Source organism: Metapseudomonas boanensis (assembly GCF_018704125.1).
GTDB classification, from domain to species: domain Bacteria; phylum Pseudomonadota; class Gammaproteobacteria; order Pseudomonadales; family Pseudomonadaceae; genus Metapseudomonas; species Metapseudomonas boanensis.
The window spans coordinates 1-25,282 of the sequence record NZ_JAGTIS010000023.1 but is presented as its reverse complement, the minus strand read 5'-3'; the positions used below and the strand labels follow the sequence as shown (position 1 = coordinate 25,282).

Here is a 25,282-nt window from a genome sequence, read left to right as displayed (position 1 = left end):
CTAAATGTTTTTACTGGCTCGCAAGGCCTGCTATGGATGGCACCTTGAGGATTCTAAGATGAGTTACGGTGATTTGTTGACGGATGCCGAGCTGCAAGCGCTCGACGAAATCATGCGTGTACCCAGTGCGCCGCCCAGCGTTCTGTTGGTTGACGACGACGAGGCGGGACGTGATGCCTTGGCTGACCAGCTGGTATCGCAGGGCATCCCTTGCATCACTGCCGACAGCGGTGAGCAGGCTCTGGCGCTGCTGGTTACCCGACCTTCCATCGGTCTGATGATCACCGAGCTGCACATGCAATGCGGTAGCGGCCTGGAACTGGTGCGCCAAGTGCGCCAGTCGGCGCGCGCGAGCCTGCCCGTAGTCATCATCTCGGCTCATGCCGATGTCGAGGACGCTATCGAAGCCATGCACATGAAGGTGGTGGATTTCCTGCTCAAGCCTGTGGACGTCAACCGGCTGGTCAACCTCGCAGACATCGAGTTTGGTGCTCCACCAGAGCCTCCCAAGGCACCACCGCCCCCGGTGCGTCCCAGGCAGACGAAAGCCAAAGCGAAGGTCATTGCGCTGAAGAGCGCTTGAAGAAGCCGCCCGGAAGGGCGGTTTTTTTGGGTTCATCGCGGAATCTGGGGGAGAGGCGAGTTGACAGCTCTCTCTGTAGGAGCCAGCTTGCTGGCGAACATGCGCCATTCGCCAGCAAGCTGGCTCCTACAAGGTTTCGCGCGCCTTCGATATGTCACTCCGCCCGACAAGTCCGCCAAGGAGGTGTTGCAGGCTGCTTTCCGGGGAAGGCGGGAAGCCGGCGCCAGACAGTCGATCCGCTCGGATACGCGTCCGCAGTACAGGCAGTCGACGCGACGCACCGGCAGTTGTAGCAGGACGCGCTGATCCTGCAGGTCACGATCCCGCACCTGGCGGATGTGCTGCTGCTCGTGGATCAACAGGGTGTCGTGAGTGGATTGGCGACAGGCGACGACCTCGTAGCCCGGCCAGAAAGCGGCAAGATCAATAGGATGCACGGTGGCAGCAAGGTGTGGGGGTTGGGATGTTTGGCGACTGCCAATTTACCCGCTTCCCCGACTGTCAACTCGCTCTTCCCCCAGGTTCTGCGAAGAACCTTTTTTTGTGCCTGCGATTTGGGCAGTGCGGGTGCGAATTCATCCGCCAAGGGAAACGCAGAGGCCCATGGAATTCACAGGCAGGCGTAGGGCCTGCTTCGAGAATGAACTCGCACTACAGGGAAAGGTTTCTGTGACACAAAGAAAAACCGCCCGGAAGGGCGGTTTTTCATATCGCGCAGCTTACAGGCCGTACTTCGCCTTGAACTCGCGACGGCGGCGGTGCAGTACCGGCTCGGTGTAGCCGTTGGGCTGCTTGGTGCCTTCTACGACCAGTTCCAGCGCAGCCTGGAAGGCCACGTTGTCGGCGAAGTTCGGCGCCATCGGACGGTACAGCGGATCGTTGGCGTTCTGCCGGTCGACCACGGATGCCATGCGCTCCAGGCTCTCGACGATCTGCTCGCGGGTGACCACGCCGTGGCGCAGCCAGTTGGCCAGCAGTTGGCTGGAGATACGCAGGGTAGCGCGGTCTTCCATCAGGCCGACATCGTTGATGTCCGGTACCTTGGAGCAGCCGACGCCCTGGTCGATCCAGCGCACTACATAACCGAGAATGCCCTGGGCGTTGTTGTCCAGTTCGTTCTGGATCTCTTCCGCGCTCCAGTTGGTATTCGGCGCCAGCGGGATGGTCAGGATGTCGTCCACCGACGCCGGTGCGCGTTTGGCGAGTTCTGCCTGGCGGGCGAACACGTCGACCTTGTGGTAGTGCAGTGCGTGCAGGGTAGCCGCGGTGGGTGAGGGGACCCAGGCGGTGTTGGCGCCGGCCAGAGGGTGGCCGATCTTCTGCTCGAGCATGCCTGCCATCAGGTCCGGCATGGCCCACATGCCCTTTCCGATCTGCGCGCGGCCTTGCAGGCCAGTGGCCAGGCCGACGTCGACGTTGTTGTTCTCGTAGGCACCGATCCACTTCTCGGTCTTCATGGCGCCCTTGCGCACCATGGCACCGGCTTCCATGGAGGTGTGGATTTCGTCACCGGTACGGTCGAGGAAGCCGGTGTTGATGAAGACGACGCGCTCGGCAGCGGACTTGATGCAGGCCTTGAGGTTGATGGTGGTGCGGCGCTCTTCATCCATGATGCCGACTTTCAAGGTGTTGCGCGCCAGGCCCAGCACGTCTTCCACGCGGCTGAAGATTTCGGTGGCGAAGGCCACTTCCTCCGGGCCGTGCATCTTCGGCTTGACGATGTACATCGAGCCGGTGCGGGTGTTCTTGCGGCTGGTGTTGCCCTTGAGGTTGTGCAGCGCGATCAGGCCGGTGAACAGGCCGTCCTGAATGCCTTCCGGTACTTCATTGCCAGCGGCGTCGAGGATGGCCGGGTTGGTCATCAGGTGGCCGACGTTGCGCACGAACAGCAGGCTGCGGCCGTGCAGGGTCAGTTCGGAGCCATCGGCCTTGGTGTAGACGCGGTCGGGGTTCATGGTGCGGGTGAAGCTCTGGCCGCCCTTGCTGACTTCTTCAGCGAGGTCGCCCTTCATCAGGCCCAGCCAGTTGCGGTAGACCACGACCTTGTCGTCGGCATCGACAGCGGCGACGGAGTCTTCGCAGTCCATGATGGTGGTCAGCGCGGACTCCATCAGCACGTCTTTCACGCCGGCGGCGTCGGTCTGGCCGATAGCGCTGGTGGGGTCGATCTGGATCTCGAAGTGCAGGCCGTTGTTCTTCAGCAGCACGGCGGCCGGTTTGGCGGCGTCACCCTGGAAGGCGACGAACTGGCCGGCGTTCTTCAGGCCGGTTTCGCTGCCGTTCTTCAGGCTGACAGTCAGTTGGCCGTTCTTCACTACATAAGCGGTGGCGTCGACGTGGGAGGCGCCTTCCAGCGGCGCGGCCTCATCGAGGAAGGCGCGGGCGAAGGCAATGACCTTGTCGCCACGGACCTTGTTGTAGCCCTTGCCCTTCTCGGCGCCGCCTTCTTCGCTGATCGCGTCGGTGCCGTAGAGGGCATCGTAGAGCGAACCCCAGCGGGCGTTGGCGGCGTTCAGGGCGAAGCGTGCATTCATCACCGGCACCACCAGCTGCGGGCCAGCCATGAGGGCGATCTCTTCGTCGACGTTCTGGGTGCTGGCCTGGAAGTCGGCTGGCTCCGGCAGCAGGTAGCCGATTTCCTGGAGGAATGCCTTGTAGGCCACGGCATCATGGGCCTGGCCGGCGCGTGCCTGGTGCCAGGCATCGATCTTGGCCTGCAGTTCATCGCGTTTGGCGAGGAGGGCTTTGTTCTTCGGAGCCAGGTCATTGATGACGGCTTCCACACCGGCCCAGAACTTATCGGCGGCAATGCCGGATCCGGGGATGGCTTCGTTGTTCACGAAGTCGAACAGGACTCTGGCGACCTGAAGGCCACCGACTTGAACGCGCTCAGTCATTGCTTGCCTCACTCTGCTCAATATCCGCTCGGACTAGGGGTTTCCCTTCTTGTAGTCCGAAGCGCGGCATACTACATGAAGCTGCCGCGAAAATCAGTGGGCTTGCGTCGCTATACGACTAAAAGCTGGTTTACGGTCACGGCAGCGGGCAGAATGTTCTCAAAAAACTGGCTCATTGTTCCAGTTAAATCTGAAAAATGTACACGATTTATTTTTCGATTGAACTGCGACAGGCCGTCGCATGCTCCATGGGTGTGGATTTCAGGCAGTCGTTCAGGCATTTCCTATACTCCGTCGAGCCTTGCCCGGAGTCATGCCATGCCTGTCCGCCTCGCCACCTATAGTGATCTTGATGATCTCTCCGAACTGTTCGTCGGCTACCTTGAGTTCTATGAAGTGCCCAAGCCACTCCCTGCCGTGCGTGCGTTTCTCGATGATCGGCTGCAGCGACGCGACTCGACCCTGTTCATCGCCCGCGATGACGCAGGGGCAGCTCTGGGCTTCATCCAGCTTTACCCGTTTCATTCATCGCTGGCGATGGCGCCGGCCTGGCTGTTGAGCGATCTTTATGTTGTGCCCCCGGCGCGCCGTCACGGCGTTGGTGAAGCCTTGATGAATGCGGCACGCGCCCATGCCGAGGCGACTGGCGCCTGTGGCCTGCAACTGGAAACCGCGAAGACCAATCTAGCTGGCCAGGCGCTTTATGAGCGGCTCGGCTATGTGCGCGACGAGGTCTTCTTCACCTACTGGCTGAGTCTGGCCTAGGCTGGCTGTCAGTTCCCCAACGAGGAGTCGAGCGTGGATCATCTGGTACTTACGGTCATCGCACCGGATCAGCCCGGGCTGGTCGAACGCATCGCCCAGTGCATCGCAGCCCATGGCGGAAACTGGTTGGAAAGTCGCATGTCACGCATGGCTGGGCAGTTCGCCGGCATTCTACGGGTGGCGGTGCCGGCCGAGGGCTACGACGAACTGGTCGAGGGTCTGCAAAGCCTGAATGCCCACGGCATCCGCGTGATGCTGGCGCAAAGCGGGATCGAGCCGGCCTGCACCTGGAAACCGATCCTGCTGGACCTGGTCGGCAATGACCGGCCTGGGATTGTCCGCGACATCACCCGGCTGCTTTCCGAACTGGGCGTCAACCTGGAAAGCCTGGTCACCGAGGTGGCCCCGGCGCCGATGAGCAGCGAACCGCTGTTCCATGCCGAGGCGGTCCTAGCCGTGCCGCTATCCTTGTCGCTGGACGTGTTGCAGGCCAAGTTGGAGACCCTGGCGGATGAGTTGATGGTGGAGCTGAACCTGCATAAGGAAAAGTGAGTGTGCTCCTGGCAGCGCGGCAATGGATTCGCCGCAGCGATCCAGCGGCGACGTTGAAGCCAGCCGAGTGGGTGGATGTTAAAGCGACATCCACCCATCCATGAGGAGTTCAGGCGTTGCGCCGCAGGGTAAGCCAGGCATCGACGCTGTAGATCGCAAGTCCCGCCCAGATGAAGCAGAAGGCCAGGAGTTTGCTCGGGTCGAAATGCTCGTCGAACAGGAAGATCGCCTGCAGCATCACCAGGGTCGGCGCCAGGTACTGGAGAAAACCCAGCGTGGTGTAGGGCAGGTGGCGTGCGGCGGCGTTGAAGCACACCAGCGGAACCAGGGTGATGGGGCCCGCGGCAACCAGCCAGAGGGCTTCTGGCGTGCTCCAGAACGCAGCCTGGGACGAAGCCGCATTCGGGCTGAGCAGCAGCCAGCCGATGGCCAGCGGCAGCAGCAGCCAGGTTTCCACCACCAGGCCCGGCAGGGCGGCCACTGGCGCTTGCTTGCGGATCAGACCGTAGAATCCGAAGGTCAGCGCCAGGGTTAGCGAGACCCATGGCAGCGCACCCACCTGCCAGATCTGCTGCGCCACGCCGACGGCGGCCAGCAGCACTGCCAGCCACTGCAGCCTTCGCAGGCGCTCGCCGAGGATCAGCATCCCCAGCAGCACGTTGATCAGCGGGTTGATGTAGTAACCGAGACTCGCCTCGAGCATGCGACCGTTGTTCACCGCCCAGACATAGACCAGCCAGTTACCGGCGATCAAGATGCCGCTGGCCGCCAGCACCCCGAAACGCTTGGGGTTGTCGCGCAGTTCGCGCAGCCAGCCGGGATGCTTCCACACCAGCAGGAGCAGCGCGCCGAACACGGCTGACCAGAGGGCGCGATGAACGATGATTTCCAGTGCCGGAACGCTCTGGATGACTTTGAAGTAGAGCGGAAACAGGCCCCAGATGATGTAGGCGGTCAGTCCCAGGATGTACCCGCGACGCGGGTCGGCGGTTGCCATGTGCGGTCCTTGATTAGGCAGCTAACGAGTGGGCCATCATTCTAGTGGGCGCTGTCGGGGCTTGTCTGTGTGCTCAGGTTTTTTCCGCAAGCCTGTGCAATCGGAAAGCGTAAAGGCTGCTTTACGCCGGCAACCTTTACATGGTTGCGACCCCAGTAGGAGCCAGCTTGCTGGCGAACTCCTTGCCGCCGGGTTCGCGGGCAAGCTCGCTCCTGCAAAGGCCGCTCCGCAGGCTTACGGACTGACCAATATTTCGGGTCAGAACAGCTTCAGCGGCTCTTCGTCCAGCGCCGACAGTTGTTCGCGCAGGGTCAGGATCTGGTCGCCCCAGTAGCGTTCGCTACCGAACCAGGAGAAGTGCATCGGGAAGGCTGGATCGTCCCAGCGGCGGGCGATCCAGGCGCTGTGGTGCATCAGGCGGAGGGCGCGCAGGCCTTCGATCAGTGGCAACTCACGCGAGTCGAAATCGTGGAATTCCTGGTAGCCGTCGATCAGCTCGGCGAGTTGCCCGGTGCGCTCGAAGCGGTCACCGGCCAGCATCATCCACAGATCCTGCACCGCCGGGCCCATGCGGCAATCGTCGAGGTCGACCACGTGGAAGACGTCGTCGCGGCACAGCAGGTTGCCGGGGTGGCAATCGCCGTGCAGGCGGATCGGCTGGAAGCGCGTTTCACTGAACAGCTTGTCGATGCGCTTGAGCAGGTCGCGAGCGACCGACTCATAGGCCGGCAGCAGGCTGCGCGGGATGAAGCCGCCGTCCAGCAGGGTGGCCAGGGATTGGTGACCGAAGTTTTCCACCGTCAGCGTCTCACGGTGCTCGAAGTGCCGTGTCGCGCCCACGGCGTGCAAGCGTCCGAGGAGCTGACCGAGGCGGTAGAGTTGGTCGAGATTGCCGGGTTCGGGCGCGCGGCCGCCCCGCCGGGGGAACAGGGCGAAGCGGAAGCCGGCATGTTCGAAGAGGCTTTGCCCGTCGCACACCAGCGGCGCCACGACTGGCACTTCGCACTCGGCCAGTTCGGCGCTGAAGCTGTGTTCTTCGCGGATCGCCGCATCGCTCCAGCGCTGCGGGCGGTAGAACTTGGCGATCAGCGGCTCGCTGTCTTCGATGCCGACCTGGTAGACGCGGTTCTCGTAGCTGTTCAGTGCGAGGATTCGAGCGTCGCTGAGGTAGCCGAGGCTTTCGACGGCATCGAGCACCAGGTCGGGGGTGAGGTCATCGAAGGGATGGGACATGCGCGGCTCCGTCATCAGGGCACCCAGTCTATCCCTGTAGGAGCGAGCTTGCTCGCGAAGATCGGCAGCACTGGTGAGCAGGCTCGCTCCTACAGCGGCGTGCCGAGCAGAACCTGGCCAGGTGCGAACTGGGCACGCACCGGATCGCCGCCTTGAAGTCCCAGCTTCGCAAGCAATTCGGGCTCCACCAGCGCGCATAGAGTCAGACCGCTCGCCATGCCGATGCGGACTTCACTGGGGCCGTCGTCGGCAGGCAGGATCTGCTCGATCCAGCCTTCCAGTTGGTTCAGCTGCGGATCGGCCGGGCTCGACAGCGCCTGCAAGCTCAGCCAACCGGCCTTGATCAGGGCGACGACACCGCGCCCTGCCGTCAGCTCGAGCTTTTCGGTGCTGTCGCGGGTGATCTGCGCCTGGATACGGGCGCTGCCGGCAAGTTCGATCTCCACCAGGTCATTGCGCCCCTGCGGCTGGATGGCGACCACGCGCCCGCTGAGCTGGTTGCGCGCGCTGGTACGCAGCATCAGGCGGCCGAGCAGCTCTAGGTCTTGCTCGCTTTCGGCGCTTTCCAGCAGGCGCGCTTGCAGGCTTTCCAGGCGTTTGTAGAGCGCCAGCAAACGCTCGCCCTCGGCTGAGAGTCGCGCCCCGCCGCCGCCCTTGCCGCCGACGGTGCGTTCCACCAACGGCCGCCCGGCGAGGTTGTTCAACTCGTCGATAGCATCCCAGGCGGCCTTGTAGCTCAGCCCTGCTGCCTTGGCGGCACGGGTGATCGAGCCTTGCACGGCGATCTGCTCGAGCAGGGCCACGCGCTGCGGTCGACGGGCGAGTTGCTGGGCGAGGGTGGTGGACAGGTTCATGGGATGGGTTCGTCTGGGGGTATGGCGCGCAGGCTGCTGGAGCCTGACCGGCAAGTCAAGGGTTCGGCCGGCTCATGAGTTGCCGGGGCTGGGCGTACGTGCCAGGCAGTAGATGTCGACCCGCTCGGCGCCGTGGTGCTTGAGCAGCCGCGCCAGGTAGTGTGCAGTCGTGCCGGTGGTCAGCACGTCGTCGACTATGGCCAGGTGCAGGCCGGCCGGTTGCGCATCGGTGGCCAGATCGAAGGCCTGGCGCAGGTTGCGGCGGCGGGCCTTGGCGTCCAGTCCCTGCTGGGCGGGAGTTTCGCTGATGCGCTGAAGCCAGTTGGCCCGCACGGTGAGACCCAGGTCGTCGCCGAGCCAGCGTGCGAGCATCTGTGCCTGATTGAAACCGCGCTGGCGCAGCCGTCGCGGAGCCAATGGCACCGGCAGCAGGGCGGTGGGGCGCGGAAGGCCTTCGCTGTAGGCGTGAGCCAAGTGGCGGCCCAGCAACTCGGCCAGCAGGCGGCCCATGGGCCACTGGCCCTGGTGCTTGAAACGGGTGATCAGGCTGTCCACCGGGAAGCCATAGCGCCATGGGACTTCCACTCGTGTGAATGGCGGCAGGCGTTTCAGGCATTCGCCGCAGGGCAGATCGAGGGTGGGTAGGGGCAGGGCGCAGATCGAGCAGTGTCCTCCCAGCCAGGGCAGTTCGGCCTCGCAGCCGGCACAGATCGGAAGGTCAACACCCGTGCCTCCACAGAGAAGGCAGACCGGGCTGGGCGTCAGCCAGGCCGGGCGTCGCTGCCAGAGTCGCGTGAGCCATGGATGCATGGTCCCCTCCTTGGGACGCGGGTCAGGCGATCAGCCAGCTCATCACCACCAGGCCGAGGAAGGTGAGAATCAACCCTCCGATGATCGAGCGACGTATCAGGGCGCGGATGCCGGCATAGAGCAGCAACAGGCCGATCACCAGCAGGATCAGACTGAAGAACGAGACGTCCATGCCAATGGCGCGCGCCATGCCGTGGACGAAGTCGTCGATGGCATCGCTGATGCCGCCGAGTGCGCCTGACAGCAGCTCGACGAAAAAACGGATGATCGAGCCCAGCAGATGGCCGAGCCAATCGAAGAATCCTTCGGTACGCATTGCGGTGTGGTGCTCCTTTAGCGTCAGGCTGATGGTTTGAACCTGCCAATCATGCCAGGTTCAGCGCCGCGAACTGCTCAGTTGCGGGGCCAGGAAAGAGTGCCGGAAATATTCGCGGAAGGCTTTCATCGGTTCGCTGAACTCCAGGTCGCGACGCCAGGCCAGCCCGACGCTCATCGGCGGCACAGGGTCGTTCAGCGACAGGGTTTCGATACGTCGCCCCTCCAGTGACCAGGGCCGGTAAACCAGGTCGGAGAGGATGGCCACGCCCGAGCCGTTCGCCACCATGCTGCGCACCGCCTCCACCGAACTGGTGCGCAGGATCACCCTGGGCTGCAGGTGGCTGCTGTCCCAATAACGCAGGGCGGTCTGATCGGCTTCGTCCACCGTCAGCATGATGAAGGGCTCGCGGGCGACGTCCTCCAAGCCCACCGAGGGCCGCTCGCTGAGCGGGTGGCGATTGGGCAGCCAGAGGCGCCGTTCCGAGCTGAACAGGGTTTCGGCGGCGATCTCCGGGTGCTGCAGGTTGGCGGTCAGCACCACCGCCATGTCGAACTGGCCTTCCAGCAGGCCGCGCTCGATGGTTTCGCGCTCCTGCTCGAAGAGGTTCAGCTGGATGCCCGGGTACCACTGCGCGAGCCGCTGCAGGTGATAGGGCAGGAAGTAGCCCATCACCGTGTAACTGGCGGCCACGCTCAGGCTGCCCTCGATGCTGGTATCCGGCAGCGGGCTTTTCAGCGCGTCCTCGACACTGCGCAGGATGGAGTAGGCGTGGTTGAGGAAGTGCCGGCCGCTGTCGGTCAGGGTCATGCCTTGCGGCGAGCGGATGAACAGGCTGACGCCGAGCAGGCTCTCCAGTTCCTGGATGGCGCTGGTGACCGCCGACTGGGAAATGCTCAGGTGGATGGCGGCCTGGGATATCTGCCCGACCTCGGCGGTGGCGACGAAATAGCGGACCTGGCGCAGCGTGAATGCCATGGTAGAGACCTGTCAGGGGGTATCGATTTTTCAGAACTCAGTCTATCGAATAATAAATCTTCCCAATACCTAGGGTGCCTTTTAACGTCGGCTCCATCGACATCCGACAACAAGAGGCAAGCAAGCGATGACTGAGGTCGACCTCAATTCCGACATGGGCGAAGGATTTGGCCCATGGACCATTGGCGATGGCGTCGACGAAGCGATCATGCCGCTGATCAGCACCGCCAATATCGCCACCGGCTTCCACGCCGGCGATCCCAACACCATGCAACGCACCGTTGAGCTGGCCAAGCGCCATGGCGTAGCCATCGGCGCTCATCCGGGCTTCCGTGACCTGGTGGGTTTCGGTCGTCGGCACATCAATGCGCCTGCTCAGGAGCTGGTGAACGACATGCTCTACCAGCTCGGCGCGCTGCGTGAATTCGCCCGCCTGCAGGGCCTGCGCCTGCAGCACATCAAGCCTCACGGCGCGCTGTACATGCACCTGGCGCGTGACGAGGGCGCCGCCCGCCTGTTCATCGAAACCCTGCGTCGCCTCGATCCCGAACTGCTGCTGTTCTGCATGGACGGCTCGGTCATCTGTCGCATCGCCCAGGAGCTGGGCCAGCCGGTGGTGCGCGAGTTCTACGCCGACCGCGACTACGACGCTTCCGGCTCCATCGTGTTCATCCGCCGGATCACTGCGCTGGACCCGGAACAGGTCGCCGACAAGGTGCTGCGTGCCTGCCAGGAAGGCGTGGTGCAGACCGTCGATGGCAAAGACATCCCGATCGCCTTCGACTCGGTGTGCATCCACAGCGACACGCCCGGAGCCCTGGCCCTGGTCCAGCGCACCCGCGCGCGCCTGGATGCTGCGGGCATCGCCGTCAGAGCGCCGCGCTGAGCCCTCCCTTACTTCGCCTGCCTAGACAATGACTACAAGAGGAATAGAAATGGCCGAATATCACGTGCTTTCCCCTTTGCCCGGCACCTTCTACCGCAAACCAAGCCCGGATGCCGACAACTACGCCAACGCCGGTGACCGTGTGCAAGCCGGTGCCGTGATCGGGCTGGTGGAGGTGATGAAACAGTTCTCCGAATTGACCTCCGACCAGGGCGGTCGGGTGCTGGCGTTCCACGCCGAGGACGGTGACCCGGTGGAGCCGGGGCAATTGCTGGCCGTGATCGAAACCGACGTGTGAGGGCCGGACGATGAGCAACTCCATCCACAAGCTGCTGGTGGCTAACCGCGGCGAGATCGCCGTACGCATCATCCGCGCGGCCCAGGCCTTGGGCATTCCCACCGTGGCCGCGTGCAGCGAGGCCGACGCCCAGTCGCTGCCGGCCCGTCTGGCCGACGAGGTGCGGATCATCGGCCCGGCCCGCGCCGACAAGAGTTATCTGAACGCCGAGGCTCTGCTGCAAGCCGCGCGGGACAGCGGCGCCAATGCCATCCACCCCGGTTATGGCTTCCTCTCGGAGAACGCCGCCTTTGCCCAGGCGGTGGTCGAGGCGGGCCTGATTTTCGTCGGCCCGGGTGCCGACACCATCCGCCGCATGGGCGATAAGGCCGAAGCGCGGCGCACCGCCCGGGCCGCCGGCGTACCGGTGGTGCCAGGCTCGCCGGGTGAGCTGGATGACCTCGCCTCAGCCCTGGCCTGCGCCGAGACGGTGGGCTATCCATTGCTGATCAAGGCCTCCGCTGGTGGCGGCGGTCGTGGCATCCGCATCGCACACGACGCCGCCGAACTGTCCCGCGAATTTCCCCTGGCCCAGCGCGAAGCCCAGGCCGCGTTCGGTTCGGACGCTGTTTACCTGGAGCGTTTCATTCGTCAGGCGCGGCATATCGAGGTGCAGATCCTCGGCGACGGTCAGCATGCGGTGCACCTGTTCGAGCGCGAGTGCTCGCTGCAGCGCCGTCGGCAGAAAGTCTTCGAGGAAGCGCCATCGCCGGTCCTCACCGCCGAGCAGCGCCAAGCCTTGTGCGAAAGCGCCGTGCGCCTGGCTCGCGACATCGGTTATCGCGGTGCTGGCACCCTGGAGTATCTGTTCGATTCCCACAGCGGCGAGTTCTTCTTTATCGAGATGAACACGCGCATCCAGGTCGAGCACCCGATCAGCGAGATGATCACCGGCATCGACCTGGTGCAGTGGATGCTGCGTATCGCCGGCGGCGAGTCGCTGTCGCTGCGCCAGGACGACATCCACATCCAGGGCGCGGCGCTGGAAATGCGCATCAACGCCGAGGACCCGGCGCGCAACTTCTTCCCCAGTCCGGGCCTGGTGGAGGAGCTGGTCTGGCCGCAAGGCGAGGGTATCCGCGTGGAGAGCCACCTGTTCGAGGGCTATCGGGTCCCGGCCTATTACGACTCGCTGCTGGCCAAGTTGGTGGTGCACGGCGGCGACCGCGCCGAGGCCTTCGCCCGGGCCGAAGCGGCGCTGGACGCCACCCGCCTCACCGGCATGGCCACCACCATTGCGCTGCACCGCCTGCTGCTCGCCGACCCGGCGGTGCGTGACGGTCAGTTCGACACCGGAACCCTGGAACCCTGGCTCGCCGAACGGGCCGCTCTGCTGGCGCCCGCCGCCCCGGAGGCTTGAGATGAACGCAGAACCCGTGCGCTACAGCTTCGGCGGCGATGAGCACCTCTTCGCCGAAGTGTCCGAGTCCATGTCGCTGGAAGCCTTCTTCCGCGGCATGGCAATCACCCGCGCCGTCGAGCAGCAGGCGCTGCCCGGCGTGCTCGATATCTGTCTGGCCAACGCATCCTTCCAGATCCGCTTCAACCCCGACGAAATCGCCCCGAAGGCGCTGCTGGAAAAGGTCCGCGAACTGGAGGCCGAGGCCACCGCCGAGCGCAGTATCCAGACGCGAATCATCGAGATCCCGGTGCTCTATAACGATCCCTGGACCCATGAAACGCTGATGCGCTTCCGCGACCGCCACCAGGACCCGTCCGCCACCGACCTGGAGTACGCGGCCAAGGTCAACGGCTATGCCGACGCGCAGGCATTCATCGACGCCCACAGCGGCACGCCCTGGTTCGTTTCCATGGTCGGCTTCGTCGCCGGGCTGCCCTTCATGTACCAGATGGTCGAGCGCGAGCAGCAGTTGCAGGTGCCCAAGTACCTGCGTCCGCGCACCGACACGCCTAAGCTGACCCTCGGCCACGGCGGCTGCTTCGGCTGCATCTACTCGGTGCGTGGGGCTGGCGGCTACCAGATGTTCGGCGTCACCCCGGCGCCCATCTACGACCCGCAGCAGCGCCTGGGCTACCTGAAGGAATCCATGGTGTTCTTCCGCTCCGGCGACATCGTCAAGTTCAAGCCCATCGACCGCGAGGCCTACGACCAGGCCGTGGCCGAAGTCGAGGCTGGAACCTTCCAGTTGCGCATCCGTCCGGTCACTTTCGATCTGGATGCCTTCATTCAGGACCCGCAAGGCTGCAATCAGCACCTGCAGGAGGTGCTCCATGTCGATTAAGGTGCTGAAACCCGGTCTCGCCACTTCGGTGCAGGATGCCGGCCGCGAGGGCCATTACCACCTGGGGATTCCGCCGTCCGGTGCGCTCGACCAGTACGCGCTGCGAGCCGCCAACCTGTTGGTCGGCAACCCGGCGGCTGCCGCCGTGCTCGAATGCACGCTGCTTGGCCCGCAGCTGGAATTCCAGCGCGATGCCCTGGTGGCGGTGTGCGGCGCACGCATGACCCCTCGCCTGGATGGCGCCGAGATGCCCCAGGACGCCACGTTCCATGTGCGCGCTGGCCAGGTGCTGGGCTTTGATTACATCAAGGCCGGGGCCCGGGGTTATGTCGCCATCGACGGCGGCATCGATGTACCGGAGGTGCTCGGCAGCCGTTCCACCTACGGCCTGGGCTCCATCGGCGGCTTCAACGGCCGTCGTCTGGCTGCCGGTGATGAACTGCCGCTGGGCCAACCGTCCGGGCAGGATCGCGAAGGCCTGGCCCTGCCGCGCTCGTTGCATATCGAGCTGGGTGGAGAAGTGACCCTGCGCGTGGTCCCGGGTCTTTACCATCACCGCCTCACCGCCCGCGCGGCGGAGCAGTTCTTCGCCGATACCTGGACCGTAGGCTCGGAAGCCGATCGCACCGGCTACCGCTTCAAGGGTGGCACGCCGCTGGAGTTCGAACCGCGCGAACAGCCCTTCGGCGCCGGTTCCGATCCGTCGAACATCGTCGACGCCTGCTACCCCATCGGCTCGATCCAGGTGCCTGGTGGGCTGGAACCCATCGTCCTGCACCGGGACGCGGTGTCCGGCGGCGGCTACGCGATGATCGGCACGGTGATCAGCCCTGACCTCAACCTGATGGCGCAGATGCAGCCGAACCAGCGCGCCCGTTTCGTCGCCATCACCTTAGAAGAGGCGTTGGCGGCCCGACGTCACTACAACCAGCAACTCGAACGGCTGAACCGCTTCTTCCTTGCCTGATTAACCACGCGCAGCAACGGCGGTACCCGGTGGCTCCCTCTTCGCAGGGAGCCGTCGCGGTCCCCTGTTGCCGCAAAACCTGGGCCTCATCTTGCGGAGAAACCAAGATGGCAAGTCTGTCGACACAAGAACAAGACATCGACCTTTCCACCCAACCCGTTCCCCTCAACGCTCGGATGGGCAAGCTCTCGCTGACCATGGCCTGGTGGGCCGTGTGCAGCGCCATGTTCTACATCGTGGTCGGAGCGTCGTTGGCGCTGGCTTACGGCGCGCGTAACGCCATCATTGGCATGCTGCTCTCTGTGGTCTGCTACGGCGTGATCAACGCGGTGATCAGTCGCTTCGCCTTACGCAGCGGCCTATCGGTGGCGCTGTTCTCGCGTGTGCTGTTCGGCCGGCTCGGCGCCTCCCTGGCAACGCTGATCTTCTTCTCCACGGCGATCTACTACGCGGTCTTCGAAGGCTCGGTGATCGCGGTGGCGTTCAATCATCTCTATCCGTCTATTTCCTACCCGTTGGCAGCGCTGCTGGTGGTGCTGTACAGCGTGCCGCTGATCTTCGGCAGCGTGCAGAACTGGCTGGACAAGTTCAACGGCGTACTACTGCCGTTCTACCTGTTCGGTCTGCTGGCTGCCGTGGCGTTGTCCATAGGCGAATACGGCTACCAGCCGCAGTGGCTGGATTTCGGCCCTGCCGAGCCGTCGGCGACTGGCTGGTGGGATTGCTTTACCGCCTACATGGGCGTGTGGGTGCTGATGATGTTCACCTTCGACTACGCACGTTTCGGCAAGCCGGAAGACGCCAAGTACCACGGCCGCTGGAACTTCGGCATGCCCTTCTATCTGGTGACCTTCCTGCTCAACGGCATGGCCGGCATCTACCTCGCCGCGAGCATTCCGCGCCAGGGTGAGCTGAGCGAAGTGACGGTGGTGCTGGCGATTCTCCAGCTGATGGGTATCTGGGGTCTGCTGTTCGTCTGGGTCACCCAGACGCGCATCAATACTGCCAACTACTACCTGGCCACGGTAAACATGCAGGCCTTCTTCGGCGACCTGCTGCGCCTGCGCTATTCGCGCGTGGTCTGGGCCCTGGTGGTAGGAGCGGCGGTCTACGGCCTGATGCTGGCGGATGTGTTCGCCTGGCTGCTCAAGGCGCTGGCCTGGCAGGGCGTGTTCGTGGTGGCCTGGGTTGGCGTGGCGCTGGCGCACATCCTTGGCAAGGGGACGGCCCAGGTGACTGATTCCCCCAAGCTGAATGCTGTCGGATTGGCCGCCTGGTTCTGTGGTGTGCTGCTGGGGTTCGCGCTGATGCAGGCTGGCGGCGTGCTGCAGTCGCTTTCGGCCCCGCTGACTTTCCTGGTCTCGGCGGGCGTCTACGGCGTTGCCGCGCGCTTTGGCAAAGTCGGGCGAACTGCCTTGGCGTAGCGAATGCCGAATGATCAAAAAATGATCAGATGTAAACCTGTGTCCAGTTTGTGGTTGACAGCGTCATAGCTCAACTTATGATGCCCTAAGCCTGAATTACCGGTGTCGCAGCCGGGCATCCCTGACAAGAAGCAACGCCAAAGCGTCGAAGGAAACCTCCATGAGTGCAACTGCAACCCTCGTTACCCGCCACGATTGGTCCCTTGCCGAAGTGAAGGCGCTGTTCGAGCAGCCGTTCAACGATCTGCTGTTCCAGGCCCAGACTGTCCACCGCGCACATTTCGACCCGAACCGGGTACAGGTTTCCACGCTGTTGTCGATCAAGACCGGCGCCTGCCCGGAAGACTGCAAGTACTGCCCGCAGTCCGGCCACTACAACACCGGCCTGGACAAGGAAAAGCTGATGGAGGTGCAGAAGGTCCTCCAGGCCGCAGCCGAAGCCAAGTCCATCGGCTCTACCCGTTTCTGCATGGGCGCCGCCTGGAAGCACCCGTCCGCCAAGGACATGCCCTACGTGCTGGAGATGGTTAAAGGCGTGAAGAAGCTCGGCTTGGAAACCTGCATGACCCTCGGCAAGCTGACCCAGGAGCAGACCCAGGCGCTGGCCGAGGCCGGTCTCGACTACTACAACCACAACCTGGATACCTCGCCGGAGTTCTACGGCAACATCATCACCACTCGCACCTACAGCGAGCGTCTGCAGACCCTGGCCTACGTGCGTGAGGCTGGGATGAAAATCTGCTCCGGCGGCATCCTCGGCATGGGCGAGTCCGTTGACGACCGCGCCGGCCTGCTGATCCAGTTGGCCAACCTGCCGGAGCATCCGGAATCGGTTCCGATCAACATGCTGGTCAAGGTCCAAGGCACCCCGCTGGCAGAAGAGAAGGACGTCGATCCATTCGACTTCATCCGCACCCTGGCCGTGGCGCGCATCATGATGCCGAAGTCCCACGTTCGCCTGTCCGCCGGTCGCGAGCAGATGAACGAGCAGATGCAGGCCCTGGCCTTCATGGCCGGCGCCAACTCGATCTTCTACGGTGAGAAGCTGCTGACCACCGCCAACCCGCAGGCGGAAAAAGACATGCAGCTGTTCGCCCGTCTCGGCATCAAGCCGGAAGAGCGCGAAGAGCACGCCGATGAAGTGCACCAGGCCGCCATCGCGCAGGCGCTGGTCGAGCAGCGCGACTCCAAGCTGTTCTACGACGCCGCATCCGTCTGATACTGCATCACCGAATTCTGTAGGAGCGAGCGGGCTTGTGAAGCCGTGAGGCTCCTGCAGGTTCGCCAGCAAGCTGGCTCCTACACAAAGCCGACCCGCCCATGTCCTTCGATTTCGCCTCCCGCCTTGCCGCCCGCCATGCGGAAAATCTCTACCGCCAGCGCCCCTTGCTGGAGAGCCCGCAGGGCCCAGAGGTGGAGGTCGACGGTCGGCCCATGCTGGCCTTCTGCTCCAACGATTACCTGGGCCTGGCCAATCACCCCGAAGTGATCGCCGCCATGCGCCAGGGCGCCGAACGCTGGGGCGCCGGTGGTGGTGCCTCGCACCTGGTGATCGGCCACAGTGGCCCGCACCATGACTTGGAGCTGGCGTTGGCCGAGTTCACCGGCCGGCCCCGTGCGCTGCTGTTTTCCACCGGCTACATGGCCAATCTCGGCGCCGTGACCGCGCTGCTCGGCAAGGGCGACACGGTGCTGGAGGACCGCCTCAACCACGCTTCCCTGCTGGACGCCGGCCTGCTCAGCGGGGCGCGTTTCTCGCGCTACCTGCACAACGATGCAGTCAGCCTCGCCAGTCGCCTGGAGAAGGCCGAAGGCAACACTCTGGTGGTGACTGACGGCGTATTCAGCATGGACGGTGACCTGGCCGAATTGCCGGCGATCTGTGCCGCCGCCAAGGCAAAGGGCGCCTGGGTGATGGTCGATGACGCCCATGGCTTCGGCCCGCTCGGCGCTCACGGCGGCGGCATTGTCGAACATTTCGGCCTGGGCCTGGACGATGTGCCGGTGCTGGTCGGCACCCTCGGCAAGGCCTTCGGCACTGCTGGTGCCTTTGTGGCCGGTAGCGAAGAGCTGATCGAGACGCTGATTCAGTTCGCCCGCCCGTACATCTACACCACCAGCCAGCCTCCGGCAGTGGCCTGCGCCACGCTGAAGAGCCTGGAGTTGCTGCAGCGCGAAAGCTGGCGTCGCGAGCACCTCGTCAAGCTGATCCAGCGCTTTCGCGAGGGCGCGGCCGAAATTGGCCTGACCCTGATGGACAGCCCGACGCCAATCCAGCCGATCCTGATCGGCGATAGCGCTCGCGCCATGCAACTGTCGGCCTTGCTCAAGGCCCGCGGCATCCTGGTCGGTGCCATCCGCCCACCCACCGTACCAGCCGGCAGTGCGCGCCTGCGCGTCACATTCTCTGCCGCCCACAGCGAAGAGCAGCTTGAATCATTGCTGACTGCCCTGGCCGAGTGCTGGGCCGAGTTGCCACCGGAGGATGCTGCCGATGCGTGAACACTTGATCCTGCTGCCGGGCTGGGCCATCGGCCCGGCTGCTCTGGAACCGCTGCGTGATGCACTGGTGGAACGAGCGCCGCACCTGCGTGTGGAAATCGAGCCTCTGCCAGGCCTCGAACAGGCTGGCACCTGGCTGGATGCGCTGGATGAGCGCCTGCCCCGTGATACCTGGCTGGCCGGCTGGTCCCTTGGCGGCATGCTGGCGGCGCAACTGGCGGCACGCCGTGGCGACGCATGCCGGGGGTTGATCGGCCTTTGCAGCAACCTGAGCTTCCGCGCTCGCGAGGATTGGCCCAGCGCCATGCCGCATGACGTCTTCACTGCCTTCCACGAGGCTTGCCGGCTCGACCCGGCGCAGACCCTCAAGCGCTTCAGTCTACTGGTCGCCCAGGGCGCTCGCGATGCGCGTACCCTGGCGCGGCAACTGCAGGTCACTCAACCAAGCGTCGACCCCAAGACGCTGGACGCCGGTTTGCGTCTGCTGGATGTGTTGGATACGCGCGCTGCGTTGCAGGGCTTCAGTGGTCCGCAGTTGCACCTGTTTGCCGGGCGCGACGCGCTGGTACCGGTCACCGCGGCGGATGCGTTGCTGGAATGGCTGCCCGATATCGAGTTGCAGGTCTTCCCGGAAGCCAGTCATGGCCTACCGTTGGAGACCCCCGATGAGGTGGCTGAGGCCATCCTTGTATTCATGCGAGAGGGCGATGATGTCTGATCCCCTGGCTGCTGCCAAACCCTCGGTCGAGACCGGGGGCCTGTTGCCGGACAAGCGTCAGGTGGCGGCTTCCTTTTCCCGTGCGGCACAGAGCTACGACAGCGTCGCCGCCCTGCAGCGAGCGGTAGGTCACGAACTGCTAGCGAGCCTGCCAACTACCTTTGTGCCACGTCGCTGGCTCGACATGGGCTGTGGCACCGGCTACTTTTCCCGGGCCCTGGCCGACCGTTTCCCAGAGGCCGATGGCGTCGCGCTGGATATCGCCGAGGGCATGCTGCGCCATGCGCGTCCGCAGGGCGGTGCCCGGCACTTCATCGCCGGGGATGCCGAGCATCTGCCGCTGACCTCTGGATCGCAGCAACTGATCTTCTCCAGCCTGGCCGTACAATGGTGCGCCGACTTCGCTGCCGTGCTGGCCGAGGCTCGGCGCGTGCTGCAGCTGGGCGGAATCTTCGCCTTTTCCAGCCTGTGCGTCGGTACGCTGCAGGAGCTGCGTGATAGTTGGCTGGCAGTGGATGGCTTCATTCACGTCAACCGTTTCCGCCGCCTGGAGGACTACCAGGATCTCTGCGCTGCCAGCGGTCTGTTGCCGCTCGACCTGGAGAGCCGGGCCCTGGCCTTGCACTACCCGGACTTGCGTAGCCTGACCAATGAACTCAAGGCGTTGGGTGCGCACAATCTGAACCCGGGCCGCCCTGGCGGCCTCACTGGGCGGACCCGCATCCTGGCCCTGGTCGAGGCCTATGAGCGTTTCCGCCAGCCCCAGGGGCTGCCGGCCACCTACCAGGTGGTCTACGGCGTACTACAAAAGGAAGATTGAATGCGCGAGGCCTACTTCGTCACTGGCACCGACACCGAGATTGGTAAGACTACCGTTGCCGCCGGCCTGTTGCGTGCTGCCCGCATAGTCGGCCGCTCGACCGCGGCGGCCAAACCGGTGGCCTCCGGCTGCGAGCAGACGCCCGATGGCCTGCGCAACAGCGACGCCCTGGCGCTGCTGGGAGAATGCTCGCTGCCGCTGACTTATGACGAGGTCAATCCGCTGGCCTTCGCCCCGGCCATCGCCCCGCACCTGGCGGCGCACGAAACGGGTGTCGATCTGAGTGTCGAGGCTCTGGCCGCACCGGTGCGGCACGTGCTGGGCAAGGGTGCGGAGTTCACCCTGGTGGAAGGCGCCGGCGGCTGGCGCGTTCCGCTGGCGGGTGCGGCAAGCCTGTCCGACCTGCCCATCACTCTGGGGTTGCCGGTCATTCTCGTAGTGGGGGTGCGCCTGGGGTGCATCAACCACGCGCTGCTCACCGCCGAGGCGATCGCACGTGACGGCCTGCGCCTGGCAGGGTGGGTCGCCAACATCGTCGACCCGGCCACCTCTCGCCTCGAAGAAAACCTCGCCACTCTCGCCGAGCGCCTGCCGGCCCCCTGTCTGGGCCGCGTGCCGCACCTCGCTGAGGCAACCCCCGCCGCAGTGGCGGCCTACCTCGATCTCTCCCGGCTGAACCTGGCCATGTAGCCCGGACTTCAGTCCGGGCTACATGGCCAGCAGAAATTGCGTCCGCGCGCTCCGGCTGCTTCAATTGCCGCCACTGTCCATTCGCCAGCGGAGTCCGGCATGGAAATCAGCAAAAACTTGTTCAACGCAGGTCTTGGCGCCGTCCAAGCCGGCCAGCGGCGCATCGACCAGGCGGCTACCGATATCGTCGGCAGCAGCCTGCGGCGCGGCGAACAACCTCAGGCCGAAGCTGCCGACCTGACCTCCAGCCTGGTTGCACTGGACGTTGGCAAGTTCGAAGCCCAGGCGGGCGCGAAGGTCATCGAGGCGGCCGACGCCGCGCTGGGTACCTTGATCGACACCCACGCCTGACTCCCTCTCCACCGTCCTGTCTCTGGTCTGCAGCGCCCTGGCGCTGCCCCTTCGTTCTTGAACTTTACTGTCATTAGAGGCCTGCAGAATTCACTGCACGGTCGGGTTGCTGCACGCCTGAAAGCGTGACTGGTCGGTCGGGAAGGCCGCTTGACAAGGGTTTGGCGTAAACGTATGTTTCAAACGCCTGTTTGATTGTTGCCGGCGATGCCGTGCAACGAAGAACCAGATGCAGCACGCGACCGGCGCCCCGGTCACCTGAACTAGGAACCCACCGCAGAGGTTTATCGCTATGCCTGATTACAAGGCCCCCTTGCGTGATATTCGTTTCGTACGTGACGAACTGCTCGGCTACGAAGCGCACTATCAGAGCCTGCCTGGCTGCCAGGACGCCACCCCGGACATGGTCAACGCCATTCTCGAAGAGGGCGCCAAGTTCTGTGAGCAGGTGATCGCTCCGTTGAACCGCGTGGGTGATACCGAGGGCTGCACCTGGAGCGAGTCCGGCGTGAAGACTCCGACCGGCTTCAAGGAAGCCTACAAGCAGTTCGTCGAAGGCGGCTGGCCGAGCCTGGCCCACGACGTCGACCACGGCGGTCAAGGCCTGCCGGAGTCCCTGGGCCTGGCCATCAGCGAAATGGTCGGCGAGGCCAACTGGTCCTGGGGCATGTACCCTGGTTTGTCCCATGGCGCGATGAACACCCTGTCCGCCCATGGCACCGACGATCAGAAGCACACCTACCTGACCAAGCTGGTATCCGGCGAGTGGACTGGCACCATGTGCCTGACCGAGCCGCATTGCGGTACCGACCTGGGCATGCTGCGTACCAAGGCCGAGCCCCAGGCTGATGGTTCCTACAAAGTCTCCGGCACCAAGATCTTCATCTCCGCCGGTGAGCACGACATGGCCGACAACATCGTCCATATCGTCCTGGCCCGCCTGCCCGATGCCCCGGCCGGCACGAAAGGCATTTCCCTGTTCATCGTGCCGAAGTTCCTGCCGACTGCCGACGGTTCCGTTGGTGAACGCAATGCCGTTTCCTGTGGCTCCATCGAGCACAAGATGGGCATCCACGCCAACGCTACCTGCGTGATGAACTTCGACGGCGCTACCGGTTATCTGATCGGCCCGGCGAACAAAGGCCTGAACTGCATGTTCACCTTCATGAATACCGCTCGCCTGGGTACCGCGCTGCAAGGCCTGGCCCACGCCGAGATCGGTTTCCAGGGTGGCATCAAGTACGCCCGCGAGCGCCTGCAGATGCGCTCCCTGACCGGCCCGAAAGCGCCCGAGAAGCCTGCTGACCCGATCATCGTGCATCCGGACGTGCGCCGCATGCTGCTGACCATGAAGGCCTTCGCCGAAGGCAACCGCGCAATGGTCTACTTCACCGCCAAGCAGGTGGACATCGTCAAGTACAGTCAGAACGAAGAAGAGCGCAAAGCTGCTGATGCGCTTCTGGCCTTCCTGACTCCGATCGCCAAGGCCTTCATGACCGAAGTGGGCTTCGAGTCCGCTTCCCACGGCATGCAGATCTACGGTGGCCATGGCTTCATCAGTGAGTGGGGCATGGAGCAGAACCTGCGCGACTGCCGCATCTCCATGATGTACGAAGGCACCACTGGCGTTCAGGCCCTCGACCTGCTGGGCCGCAAGATACTGATGACCCAGGGCGAAGCGCTGAAGGGCTTCACCAAGATCGTCCACAAGTTCTGCCAGGCCAACGAAGCCAACGATTCCGTCAAGGAATTCGTCGAGCCGCTGGCCAAGTTGAACAAAGAGTGGGGCGAGCTGACCATGAAAGTCGGCATGGCCGCCATGAAGGACCGTGAGGAAGTCGGTGCCGCTTCGGTGGACTACCTGATGTACTCCGGCTACGCCTGCCTGGCCTACTTCTGGGCCGACATGGCGCGCCTGGCTGCCGAGAAATTGGCTGCCGGCGAAGGCGATGCTGCCTTCTACAAGGCCAAGCTGCAGACTGCGCGCTTCTACTTCAAGCGCATCCTGCCGCGTACCCGCATGCATGTGGAAACCATGCTGTCCGGTGCCAGCAACCTGATGGACATGGCCGAAGAAGATTTCGCCCTGGGTTACTAAGACCCGCGTGGCGAGATTGGAAAAAAGGCGGAGGGGCAACCCTCCGCTTTTTTATTTTTATTGGGCCTGCGTTATGGCGCGGCATTCAGCGTCCACCGTTCGATTGACCGAGACGCCTGCCGGGACTAGCGTCAAACGACCGTTTGACTGCCATTCCGGAGAATCTGCCATGCCCGAGTACAAGGCCCCGCTGCGCGACATCCGTTTCCTCACCGACGAAGTCTTCGACTTCCCGGCCAGCTACGCTGCACTGGGTGCCAGCGACGCGACCCCGGACATGGTCGCGGCAATCCTCGAAGAGGGCGCCAAGTTTTGCGAGCAGGTGCTGTCGCCCCTGAACCGCAGCGGCGATGAAGAAGAGTGCCAGTGGAAAGACGGCGTGGTCACCACGCCAAAGGGCTTCAAGGAAGCCTTTGCCCAGTACGTCGAGGGCGGCTGGAACGGCCTGGCTGCCGACCCCGCCTATGGCGGCCAAGGCCTGCCGCACTCGCTGGGTCTGATCATCAGCGAAATGGTGGCTGCAGCCAACCAGTCCTGGGCCATGTACCCCGGCCTGACCCACGGCGCCATGTCGGCCATCCATGCCCATGGCACCGAAGAGCAGAAGCAGACCTACCTGACCCGCCTCACCGAGGGGCGCTGGACCGGCACCATGTGCCTGACCGAGCCACACTGTGGCACCGATCTCGGCATCATCAAGACCCGCGCCGTGCCCCAGGTGGACGGCAGTTATGCGATCTCCGGCACCAAGATATTCATCTCTGCCGGCGAGCACGACATGAGCGAAAACATCGTTCACCTGGTGCTGGCCAAGCTGCCCGACGCGCCGGCTGGCACCAAGGGCATCTCGCTGTTCATCGTGCCCAAGTTCCTGCCCGCCGGTGAAGGTGTCGGTGAGCGTAACGCGGTCTCCTGCGGCTCCATCGAGCACAAGATGGGCATCAAGGCTTCGGCCACCTGCGTGATGAACTTCGACGGCGCCAAGGGCTTCCTCATCGGCGAACCGAACAAGGGTCTGAACTGCATGTTTACCATGATGAACCACGCACGCCTGGGTACTGGCATGCAGGGGCTCTGCCTCGGCGAGGCGAGCTACCAGGGCGCGGTGCGCTACGCCAATGACCGCTTGCAGATGCGCGCCTTGACCGGACCGAAGGCGCCGGAGAAAGCAGCCGACCCGATCATCGTGCATCCCGATGTGCGGCGCATGCTGCTGACCATGAAAGCCTTCAACGAAGGCAACCGCGCCCTGGCCTACTTCACCGCCCAGCAATTGGACATCGCCCATCGCAGCGATAGCGCCGAGCAATGCGAGGAGGCCGAAAGCCTGCTGGCCTTCCTCACCCCCATCTGCAAGGCGTTCATGACCGAGACCGGCCTGGAGGCCACCAACCTTGGCATGCAGGTGTTCGGCGGCCATGGCTACATCCGCGAGTGGGGCATGGAGCAGCTGGTACGCGACTGCCGCATCGCCCCTATCTACGAAGGCACCAACGGCATCCAGGCGCTGGACCTCCTCGGGCGCAAGGTGCTGGGCAGCCAAGGCAAGCTGCTGCGCGGTTTCACCAGGCAGATCCACAAGTTCTGCCAGACTCAGGCGGAGCATCCCCAACTCAAGGCGCATGTGGCAGAGCTGGCACGTCTCAACCAGCAGTGGGGTGAGCTGACCCAGAAGGTCGGCCTGGCGGCCATGAAGAACCCCGACGAAGTGGGCGCTGCAGCGCTCGATTACCTGATGTATTCGGGCTACATCATCCTGGCCTACTTCTGGCTGCGCATGGCACTGGTCGCCGATGCGAAGCTGCAGGGCGGCAGTGGCGATACGGCCTACTACCAGACCAAACTGGCCACCTGTGACTTCTACTTCAAACGTCTGCTGCCGCGCACCGAGGCTCATCGGGCTGCGGTGGAGGCGGGCAGCGATTGCCTGATGCAGCTGCCGGCAGAGCACTTCGCGCTCTGACCCAGCAGGCCCGTCTTTCTGGCGGGCCCTATTAATTGAGTGACCGATAAATACTCTGCGGTCATATAAGGACTCTATGTGTCTGAAAAGTTGTTGGGGTAGACTCGGCGACCGATCCGTGAATTCGGCCTTTCCTGGCCCCTGTAGAGTGTTTGCGAGGTTTGCACATGGCTGACTACAAAGCCCCCTTGCGCGACATGCGCTTCGTCCTCAATGAAGTCTTCGACGTGGCCAAACTGTGGTCAGAACTGCCGGCGCTGGCCGAAGTGGTTGACGTCGATACCGCTGCGGCGATCCT

Annotated in this window: 25 protein-coding genes and 2 pseudogenes; 18 read left to right on the top strand and 9 right to left on the bottom strand. The window is 63.9% G+C overall.

Translation table 11 applies throughout. The features are described from left to right. Window positions 1-58: 58 nt before the first annotated feature. Window positions 59-490: pseudogene (locus J7302_RS24405) on the top strand (response regulator); the annotation flags it as partial. A 281-nt stretch (window positions 491-771) separates the two neighbouring features. On the opposite strand, the pseudogene J7302_RS26720 reads toward J7302_RS24405, so the two are convergent. From J7302_RS26720 to J7302_RS24395, 3 genes and pseudogenes are all read right to left on the bottom strand, one after another. Beyond that, window positions 772-1,020, bottom strand: a pseudogene (locus tag J7302_RS26720) (ISL3 family transposase); the annotation flags it as partial. Between the two features lie 282 nt (window positions 1,021-1,302). Further along, the gene (locus tag J7302_RS24400) at window positions 1,303-3,480 is read right to left on the bottom strand and encodes a malate synthase G (protein WP_215380897.1); all 2,178 of its coding nucleotides are present in this window, start codon (window positions 3,478-3,480) and stop codon (window positions 1,303-1,305) included. 110 nt (window positions 3,481-3,590) lie between these two features. Beyond that, complete coding sequence (locus J7302_RS24395) at window positions 3,591-3,761, bottom strand: hypothetical protein (RefSeq protein ID WP_215380895.1); 171 nt, start codon at window positions 3,759-3,761, stop codon at window positions 3,591-3,593. A gap of 37 nt (window positions 3,762-3,798) precedes the next feature. On the opposite strand from J7302_RS24395, the gene J7302_RS24390 reads away from it, so the two are divergent. Together J7302_RS24390 and J7302_RS24385 are read left to right on the top strand one after the other, a co-directional pair. Then, window positions 3,799-4,245: a GNAT family N-acetyltransferase gene (locus J7302_RS24390; protein ID WP_215380893.1), complete on the top strand. Its 447-nt coding sequence runs from the start codon at window positions 3,799-3,801 to the stop codon at window positions 4,243-4,245. Window positions 4,246-4,278: 33 nt separating this feature from the next. Next, window positions 4,279-4,797, top strand: a complete 519-nt coding sequence (locus J7302_RS24385) for a glycine cleavage system protein R (RefSeq protein WP_215380891.1) — start codon at window positions 4,279-4,281, stop codon at window positions 4,795-4,797. A 109-nt stretch (window positions 4,798-4,906) separates the two neighbouring features. Here J7302_RS24385 and rarD read toward each other — a convergent pair whose 3' ends face one another. From rarD to J7302_RS24355, 6 genes are all read right to left on the bottom strand, one after another. Continuing rightward, a complete protein-coding gene (gene rarD / locus J7302_RS24380; protein ID WP_215380888.1) occupies window positions 4,907-5,794 on the bottom strand; it encodes an EamA family transporter RarD in 888 nt (295 codons plus the stop codon). Between the two features lie 258 nt (window positions 5,795-6,052). Then, complete coding sequence (locus J7302_RS24375; protein WP_215380884.1) at window positions 6,053-7,027, bottom strand: serine/threonine protein kinase; 975 nt, start codon at window positions 7,025-7,027, stop codon at window positions 6,053-6,055. A gap of 89 nt (window positions 7,028-7,116) precedes the next feature. Then, on the bottom strand, window positions 7,117-7,881 hold the full coding sequence (locus tag J7302_RS24370; protein WP_215380882.1) for a TOBE domain-containing protein: 765 nt from the start codon (window positions 7,879-7,881) through the stop codon (window positions 7,117-7,119). 72 nt (window positions 7,882-7,953) lie between these two features. Then, window positions 7,954-8,691: a ComF family protein gene (locus J7302_RS24365; protein WP_215380880.1), complete on the bottom strand. Its 738-nt coding sequence runs from the start codon at window positions 8,689-8,691 to the stop codon at window positions 7,954-7,956. Between the two features lie 22 nt (window positions 8,692-8,713). Continuing rightward, window positions 8,714-9,007, bottom strand: coding sequence for a hypothetical protein (locus J7302_RS24360; RefSeq protein ID WP_215380878.1), 294 nt, complete (start codon window positions 9,005-9,007; stop codon window positions 8,714-8,716). A 60-nt stretch (window positions 9,008-9,067) separates the two neighbouring features. Next, entirely contained in the window at window positions 9,068-9,985 is a 918-nt protein-coding gene (locus J7302_RS24355; protein WP_215380875.1) for a LysR family transcriptional regulator, read from the bottom strand. Window positions 9,986-10,112: 127 nt separating this feature from the next. Between J7302_RS24355 and J7302_RS24350 the strand changes: the two genes are divergently transcribed. From J7302_RS24350 to J7302_RS24280, 15 genes are all read left to right on the top strand, one after another. Further along, a complete protein-coding gene (locus J7302_RS24350; protein WP_215380873.1) occupies window positions 10,113-10,871 on the top strand; it encodes a 5-oxoprolinase subunit PxpA in 759 nt (252 codons plus the stop codon). Window positions 10,872-10,920: 49 nt separating this feature from the next. Then, a complete protein-coding gene (locus J7302_RS24345) occupies window positions 10,921-11,169 on the top strand; it encodes an acetyl-CoA carboxylase (protein ID WP_215380870.1) in 249 nt (82 codons plus the stop codon). Between the two features lie 10 nt (window positions 11,170-11,179). Further along, on the top strand, window positions 11,180-12,568 hold the full coding sequence (locus J7302_RS24340; protein WP_215380867.1) for an acetyl-CoA carboxylase biotin carboxylase subunit: 1,389 nt from the start codon (window positions 11,180-11,182) through the stop codon (window positions 12,566-12,568). Between the two features lies 1 nt (window position 12,569). After that, complete coding sequence (locus J7302_RS24335) at window positions 12,570-13,451, top strand: 5-oxoprolinase subunit B family protein (protein WP_215380865.1); 882 nt, start codon at window positions 12,570-12,572, stop codon at window positions 13,449-13,451. After that, on the top strand, window positions 13,441-14,418 hold the full coding sequence (locus J7302_RS24330; RefSeq protein ID WP_215380863.1) for a 5-oxoprolinase subunit C family protein: 978 nt from the start codon (window positions 13,441-13,443) through the stop codon (window positions 14,416-14,418). The genes J7302_RS24335 and J7302_RS24330 overlap by 11 nt, the downstream gene beginning before the upstream one ends. Window positions 14,419-14,525: 107 nt before the next feature. Continuing rightward, window positions 14,526-15,842 carry a purine-cytosine permease family protein gene (locus J7302_RS24325; RefSeq protein WP_394359112.1) on the top strand — a complete coding sequence of 439 codons (1,317 nt, stop codon included), beginning with the start codon at window positions 14,526-14,528 and terminating at the stop codon, window positions 15,840-15,842. 160 nt (window positions 15,843-16,002) lie between these two features. Further along, window positions 16,003-17,061, top strand: a complete 1,059-nt coding sequence (bioB, locus tag J7302_RS24320; RefSeq protein ID WP_215380861.1) for a biotin synthase BioB — start codon at window positions 16,003-16,005, stop codon at window positions 17,059-17,061. A 101-nt stretch (window positions 17,062-17,162) separates the two neighbouring features. Beyond that, on the top strand, window positions 17,163-18,344 hold the full coding sequence (gene bioF, locus J7302_RS24315) for an 8-amino-7-oxononanoate synthase (protein ID WP_215380858.1): 1,182 nt from the start codon (window positions 17,163-17,165) through the stop codon (window positions 18,342-18,344). Then, window positions 18,337-19,062: an alpha/beta fold hydrolase gene (locus tag J7302_RS24310; protein WP_215380855.1), complete on the top strand. Its 726-nt coding sequence runs from the start codon at window positions 18,337-18,339 to the stop codon at window positions 19,060-19,062. Before bioF ends, J7302_RS24310 begins: the two co-directional genes overlap by 8 nt. Beyond that, window positions 19,055-19,882, top strand: coding sequence for a malonyl-ACP O-methyltransferase BioC (bioC, locus tag J7302_RS24305; RefSeq protein WP_215380852.1), 828 nt, complete (start codon window positions 19,055-19,057; stop codon window positions 19,880-19,882). Before J7302_RS24310 ends, bioC begins: the two co-directional genes overlap by 8 nt. Then, window positions 19,883-20,572, top strand: a complete 690-nt coding sequence (gene bioD / locus J7302_RS24300) for a dethiobiotin synthase (protein ID WP_215380849.1) — start codon at window positions 19,883-19,885, stop codon at window positions 20,570-20,572. Between the two features lie 99 nt (window positions 20,573-20,671). After that, window positions 20,672-20,923, top strand: coding sequence for a hypothetical protein (locus J7302_RS24295; RefSeq protein WP_215380846.1), 252 nt, complete (start codon window positions 20,672-20,674; stop codon window positions 20,921-20,923). A 292-nt stretch (window positions 20,924-21,215) separates the two neighbouring features. After that, a complete protein-coding gene (locus J7302_RS24290; RefSeq protein WP_215380842.1) occupies window positions 21,216-23,021 on the top strand; it encodes a phenylacyl-CoA dehydrogenase in 1,806 nt (601 codons plus the stop codon). Between the two features lie 169 nt (window positions 23,022-23,190). Continuing rightward, window positions 23,191-24,984 (top strand): acyl-CoA dehydrogenase C-terminal domain-containing protein, encoded by a 1,794-nt coding sequence (locus tag J7302_RS24285; protein ID WP_215380838.1) that lies wholly within the window; start codon window positions 23,191-23,193, stop codon window positions 24,982-24,984. A gap of 167 nt (window positions 24,985-25,151) precedes the next feature. Next, a partial coding sequence (locus J7302_RS24280) for an acyl-CoA dehydrogenase N-terminal domain-containing protein (protein WP_215380966.1) occupies window positions 25,152-25,282 on the top strand: 131 nt, incomplete at its 3' end.